Genomic DNA, 6,000 nt, shown 5'->3' with positions numbered 1-6,000 from the left:
CAATAACTTAGGGACACGACCCTTTTTTCAAAAAGTATCTTTTAGTATTGCATTGTAAATATATATTGTTGGGAAATAATCATTGGGAAATAATCATTGGGTTAAAGGAAGTTAATGCAGGTTACAACCATTTTTGCTCGATATGTGACTTAAGTAAATGATTTCTGATATGTAAATTGTCAGGTCTTGGTATTATGGCTGAAACAAACAAAGATCATGAACTTGAGCATTCAGAGATAAACCTATTGTATGAAGGGGAATTTACCGGTTCAGGAACAAATGAAGAAAGAAGAAACGAGCTGGAAATTATTGACATCATTGGATCTTTAATGCAGGACGCGGAATTCTCATTAGAAAATGAAAGCATTTTTACTATTAACAAAGTACTGTCTTTTCTCAGCAAAGAGATAGATGAGAATCGGAATTTCACTGAAGCATGGCTGATTAAAGGTACAATCTTTTATAAAATCGGCAAATATAGTGAGGCAATAAAAGCTTTTGATGGCGCTCTGGAATCTATACCAAAAGAGGCTTTTAAAGGAAACCCACATTTATGGAAAAAAAGGCATGGTACAAACTATAAATATGCATTAAAATTCAAGGCTCTTTCTCTGTTCAAACTTGGAAGATACCAAGAGGCTCTGGATGAATTTAAAAGGATTCTGGCAATTTATCCAGAAGACGTTGAGATTCAGGAATATAAAAATATGTTACATACTCTTGAAGATGAAAGTTTGATTACGGAGTTGAATAAGCTTCCATATAACTGCCCAGAAATCTCTGGTAAGGAGCATAGGCGCAGACAGGCTTATGAACCGGATAAGTACGCCAGAGCACTGGAAGAATTTGATAAAGGTCTTGAGATTAACCCGCAAGATGCGGAGATCTGGAGATACAGGGGCTCTGCGCTTTATATTCTTGGTAGGTATGAGGAAGCATTAGAGGCATTTGATAAGTCTCTGGAAGTTAATCCTAAAAATGAAAATGTTTGGAGCTTCAAAGGTTCTACTCTCTATATGCTTGATAGGCCTGAAAAAGCTTTAAAGGCATTTGATAAAGTGCTGCAAAAGAATCCAAACAAACTTGAAGCCTGGTTCAATAAAGGGGCTACTCTTTTTAAACTTGGAAGATATAGGCAATCATTATCTGCAGTAGAGAATGCCTTAAGAATTAATGATAATAACATAAATGCTTTAAGTCTCAAAGACTCTATCCTTCATAAGTTTGAATTAGCTTGACCACGGTGAAGAACAAATAGTTTTTAAATATAATTAAAAATGTACCTTAACTATTTATTTTCTTTACCTTTTTACTTTCTTTATTTTTGCTTTATTATGTATGTCTAGATATCTATTCCTTTTTCTAATGCTAAATACTCATAAGAGCTACTTTATCTTCGAGTGCTGAAACTCGTAAAATTGGGCCGCTGGACTATTGGAAATAAAGGCCTTGTTCAGGCCCTGATTCCTTCCTCGAATTATATACGGACAAGCGGCCATTAATATTTTGAGTAAATATTGATCCCACAAAACTTCAGCATTTGAGCTGATCTAAGCCGGACTACATATCTGGAACCATAAATTTCCTGTTATTTTTTGTTGGTTATATTTTGATCTTTTTACTTTTAACGGCTGATTTACTCTACTTTTGATGGCTGATTTACTCTAAAATAGGGTTATCTGCTATGGATTCTGGTTCTGCATTCTTTGATAACATCAGCAGGACTGGCGTATTCCTTATCCGGACAGGCCTCAAGAGCCCTTATTATTACGTCGCGGACATGAAGATCTCTAGCCTCGTTGACAAGCTCCTGCTTTGTTACAGGATATTTTCTGTTATGGAAAATCTCTACAGCCTTTTGAAAACTTTCAAATTCATTGACGATCTCATCAGCGCTGTTGTATTCTCTATCTGGAATATTCTCAAGAGCCTTCATTGTGTCGCCACTAATATTCTGCTTTCTGGCTTCATCGATGATTCGATTCTTTGTTGCAGGATATTTCACGTTTCCTAAAATACTCTGAATTTCAGTAGTACTTGCTTGTATCACTTTTCTCCCCCATATTGTGATCTTATTTGCCAAAAAGTCCTTGCTGGCATCAGATGCTATTTTAGTTTTTGATTTATAAGTTCATTTTCTGGATTTGAGTCTAATTACTTTCCATGTTTAATTTCTACCCTCCGTTTATTCCCTCTTTATTACTACTCTAATATAATATAAAAAGAATTCAAATCAAATGTTTATTAAAAGAGGACGATTCAGATTATCAACTCGGACTATTCACCGTTTTGCATGGGTTTAAAACAATTAATTAATTAGAAAGTATTTATTTAAAAAGGCAAAGTTATAAATTAATCAATAACCTCTTTTATATAAAAACATACTATGTGACTTTATAATCTTCCTGCTGGCATACAAATGTTCATCATCTCTCTCAAATACGATTATTTAGAAAACTTTAAGCTTCGAAAATACATATTTTTAATTGCTGTTTGAGGGCCTGTCCCTGGAAAATCATGATTGAAGTATTATCCTGGACTGAATTCGGGAAGATATGTCTGCATTTTTATGAATATCATAATTGTTGTGATCATCAAATCTAAAGCCCAGTGTGACGAGGTGAATTGCCCCACTTATCGTACAAAGGAGTTAGAATCATGCGTGACACGAAACTGATCAGAGTACTTGCAGAATATCTCGCAAAATGCACAGAAATCCATGCAAGGAACGAATCAATACCGCCAGAGACCCTGGAAAAATTTATGATTGATGTCGTAGGATGTCTGGAAGTCGGTGGCATTGGTGATGTCGGAAAAGAGCTAGTTCCACTCAAAAATGCACGGGCGACTATCAGGCTTGCAAGGCGCGAATTTGAGTGGCAGTGCGACAATATAGACAATCCTGATGACTGGGAAACCTGTCTGCGGAATGCGGTCTCCGGAAATGTATGATTTTTTAAGCTTCCAAACCCATGGAACTGCTGGTACTTCAGGCTTTACTTTTTTAAACCGAGGATTGAAAGATCCTTTTCATCTGTCAGGAAATTTTCACAAGTTAAACTTTTCACAGGCATATCTTGCAGGCACTCATGTGTTCAAAATCTTACTCTGGCATTAAAAACAGGAATAATAGGGATCAAGAGCAATTGAGATTAGCTAAATTAGTTAATTATGAAAAGTAAAATAAGCTAATAAAGAAAGCTTAAATTAGCTTATTATAAGTCGTGGGAGTTATTTCCTGTGAAATTGTAAGCTAAAGGACGGTTCTCAAATCTGATCAAACAGAGTAAATGTGCGCATTTTTCAGATTTGGCCAAAGACCCCCACTAGTTTTTAGCCTTGACCTTTCTTACTGGTTTTTCAATTTAAGTGTTATCTGTTTCTGGAAACTATTCTACTTATTCGATTAAATTGAAAAAGCAGTAGTGTGAGATTCAAGCAGTTTTAATCATATGTCTATAATAGTCTTCCATAGTTTTATTTTTCTTCTCGGTGAGTAATCTCTTCAGATTCGCGGTATTCCCTTCCAGGATCCGGGTATATATCGAGGCTTGTAACTAACTTTCTCATTCCTCTTTGGAGCTTCTTTTATTCCTTTCCAGGAGCCGGGCACATAACGAGGGCTATAGCTAGCCTTCTCCGCGGTTCCTTTCCAGAATCCGGGAATATACCGCTGTTTGTACCTCATCTTCCCTATTTTCGGCTTCTTCGTTATTCCTTTCCAGGAACCCGGAATATATCGAGGTTTGTAGTCACCTTTTTCTATTTTCGGAGTCTCTGCGGTTCCTTTCCAGAATCCGGGAATATAACGCTGTTTATATCTGATTTCATTTATTTTCGGATTATTTTTTGTTCCTTTCCAAGACCCGGGGATGTATTTTGGCCTGTGACTAACTTTATCTGTCTTTTGGCTCTCTGCATTTTCTCTCCAGAACCCGGGAATATACCTCTGCTTGTATTTGATTTCACTTATTTTCAGATTCTTTTTTGTTCCTTTCCAGGAGCCAGGAATGTATCGAGGCTTGTAGTCACCTTTTTTCATCTTCGGAGTCTCTTCGGTCCCTTTCCAGAGCCCGGGAATATAACGTGGCTTGTACTTAATTTTTTCAATTTTTGGATTCTCTTTTGCTGCTTTCCAGGATCCTGGTATGTATCTGGGCTTATAGCTGATTTTCTCTACTTTTGATGTTTCTCCCTTCCAGAGTCCTGGAATATAACGCTGCCTTTGTCTGGTCTGCTCAATCTTTGAATTTCTTTTTGTTCCTTCCCAGGAGCCAGGGATATAACGGAGCCTGGAGCCAAATTTCTCATCTATCCGATGAGTTTTTTTGACTTCTATTTTTGCTGTCTTGGCTGCTTTGCCAATTTCTTCTTTTAGTTCATGTTTCTTATGCACGTCACTAACCTCTCTAATTAATTTTCCAGTTTAACTGCGAAATTTACACATAAAGCATTAAATCCGCTAGATAATACACTTTTAACATATAAATAAATGTTCAAAAGTTAGCACCGTGCGATTTTAACCACTTTGTATCAGCAGACAGATTATTTTATCTAAATCTAGTTTAACCGAACCTATCTCTGAGAAAATTCTCTTGAATATTTGGGTTATATACGTCTAAAGTTCAAAAAAGAATATTATTAATTTTTAAAATAGTATCCGTTTATATTGTTGATATGAAGAATAATAAAAATTAGTAAAAAATATAGAGAAGTTTGTTCTATGACTTTAATTTCTACATCTATGGTTTACTCTTAATATTTCCGGCAGTAAGAGATATCCGAAGAACCCGCGTTTTCATCTAAGCTCGTTTGCTCTCTTCTCTGCTTCTTCTTTTGTCTGGAAAATTTCGTTGGTGCAGTTACATTTTCTCATGTCATGGTCGCAGTGATAAATAACATACAGTATGTCTGACAGGTTGTCAGTGGGCACATAACTTAACTCGTTTATTCCTCGGCCTATGCGGGTATAATTTTGCCCGTCAATCTCTATTTCTCCTGCATCTTTCATAGGATCATATTCAAAATACATCTCGCTGTCCAGTGCTGCCTGCCACTCCTCTACAAAATAGGCAGGCTGGCCCTCGATGTAATCTTTCTCGCAATCCGCAATACCTGAACTTTTTACATACTCAAACATGCTTTCATATACATCTACCTGTTTTACCTTTCCGTAATATAAGATGTTTATGTTCTTCATTTCATTTCACCCTCCTATCAAATTTGTTTAATCTATGGTAATTTTATTATTTATTCCTCTACATTTTTTGTAATTCACTTCTTTGGCTTTTCGTATTTTTTTATTTCTTCATTGTATTCCCTGACAAATTTCACATATTCTGCAGCGTTTTCTGCTATGGCTTCAATTTCGGATTTCTCAATTTCTCTCTTAACCTTTCCAGGAACTCCTATTATCAGGCTGTTCTCAGGAAATTTCTTCCCTTCAGGAATCAGTGCATTTGCACCTACTATAGAGTTTTTTTCAATTTCAGCCCCGTTCAGTACTGTAGAGTTCATCCCTATTAGCACATTACTTTCGATTTTGCATCCGTGGAGTACAGCTCCATGTCCCACACTTACATCATTTCCGATCTGAACTCCATTCTCAGGATCAGCATGAATTACGACATTGTCCTGAATACTTGTCTTGCTCCCGATTTTTATTTTATTTCGGTCTCCGCGAAGCACGGCATTAAACCATACACTTGAAAAATCTCCAATTTCAACATCCCCTATCACGTCTGCAGAATCCGCAATAAAAGCTGTCTCTGAGATTTTCGGGCTTTTGCCTTTAAAATCCATTATCATTAATCTATCTCCGTCTTATCTAACACTGTATCTCATGTTTTAGCTGCTCATTAACGCCTGATAAGGTCTAAAAGAGCTAGAAGTTGTCTTAATAATCAGATTTAGTGCTATTAAATCCATCTGCCTCCTGGAAAAAGTAAACCATATGATCTGAGTCATGGAGGTGAGTTATTGAAAACCATAAGCGTGAGG

Annotated in this window: 6 protein-coding genes; 2 read left to right on the top strand and 4 right to left on the bottom strand. The window is 36.4% G+C overall.

Annotated features, from left to right (window positions below; translation table 11 throughout):
* Positions 1–194: 194 nt before the first annotated feature.
* Complete coding sequence (locus tag BP549_RS12600) at positions 195–1,238, top strand: tetratricopeptide repeat protein (RefSeq protein WP_292381127.1); 1,044 nt, start codon at positions 195–197, stop codon at positions 1,236–1,238.
* 437 nt (positions 1,239–1,675) lie between these two features.
* On the opposite strand, the gene BP549_RS12595 is transcribed toward BP549_RS12600, so the two are convergent.
* Entirely contained in the window at positions 1,676–2,050 is a 375-nt protein-coding gene (locus tag BP549_RS12595) for a DUF2795 domain-containing protein (RefSeq protein ID WP_292381124.1), read from the bottom strand.
* 608 nt (positions 2,051–2,658) lie between these two features.
* On the opposite strand from BP549_RS12595, the gene BP549_RS12590 reads away from it, so the two are divergent.
* The gene (locus tag BP549_RS12590) at positions 2,659–2,952 is read left to right on the top strand and encodes a hypothetical protein (RefSeq protein ID WP_292375358.1); all 294 of its coding nucleotides are present in this window, start codon (positions 2,659–2,661) and stop codon (positions 2,950–2,952) included.
* Between the two features lie 553 nt (positions 2,953–3,505).
* Here the strand turns inward: BP549_RS12590 and BP549_RS12585 are convergent.
* From BP549_RS12585 to BP549_RS12575, 3 genes are all read right to left on the bottom strand, one after another.
* Entirely contained in the window at positions 3,506–4,396 is an 891-nt protein-coding gene (locus BP549_RS12585) for a hypothetical protein (protein ID WP_292381122.1), read from the bottom strand.
* A gap of 402 nt (positions 4,397–4,798) precedes the next feature.
* On the bottom strand, positions 4,799–5,200 hold the full coding sequence (locus tag BP549_RS12580; protein WP_292381119.1) for a hypothetical protein: 402 nt from the start codon (positions 5,198–5,200) through the stop codon (positions 4,799–4,801).
* 74 nt (positions 5,201–5,274) lie between these two features.
* Positions 5,275–5,808: a gamma carbonic anhydrase family protein gene (locus tag BP549_RS12575; RefSeq protein ID WP_292375349.1), complete on the bottom strand. Its 534-nt coding sequence runs from the start codon at positions 5,806–5,808 to the stop codon at positions 5,275–5,277.
* Positions 5,809–6,000 lie beyond the last annotated feature (192 nt).

The sequence above is a fragment of the Methanosarcina sp. UBA289 genome, from assembly GCA_002496565.1.
Classification (GTDB): Archaea; Halobacteriota; Methanosarcinia; order Methanosarcinales; family Methanosarcinaceae; genus Methanosarcina.
The sequence above is the reverse complement of the archived record's forward strand: the minus strand, read 5'-3'. Positions and strand labels throughout refer to the sequence as shown.

What these genes read in the sequence shown, in the direction of transcription:
- BP549_RS12590 (WP_292375358.1), top strand. Translation starts at nt 2,659, where the DNA reads ATGCGTGACACGAAACTGATCAGAGTACTTGCAGAATATCTCGCAAAA.
- BP549_RS12575 (WP_292375349.1), bottom strand. Translation starts at nt 5,808, where the DNA reads ATGATAATGGATTTTAAAGGCAAAAGCCCGAAAATCTCAGAGACAGCT.
- BP549_RS12600 (WP_292381127.1), top strand. Translation starts at nt 195, where the DNA reads ATGGCTGAAACAAACAAAGATCATGAACTTGAGCATTCAGAGATAAAC.
- BP549_RS12580 (WP_292381119.1), bottom strand. Translation starts at nt 5,200, where the DNA reads ATGAAGAACATAAACATCTTATATTACGGAAAGGTAAAACAGGTAGAT.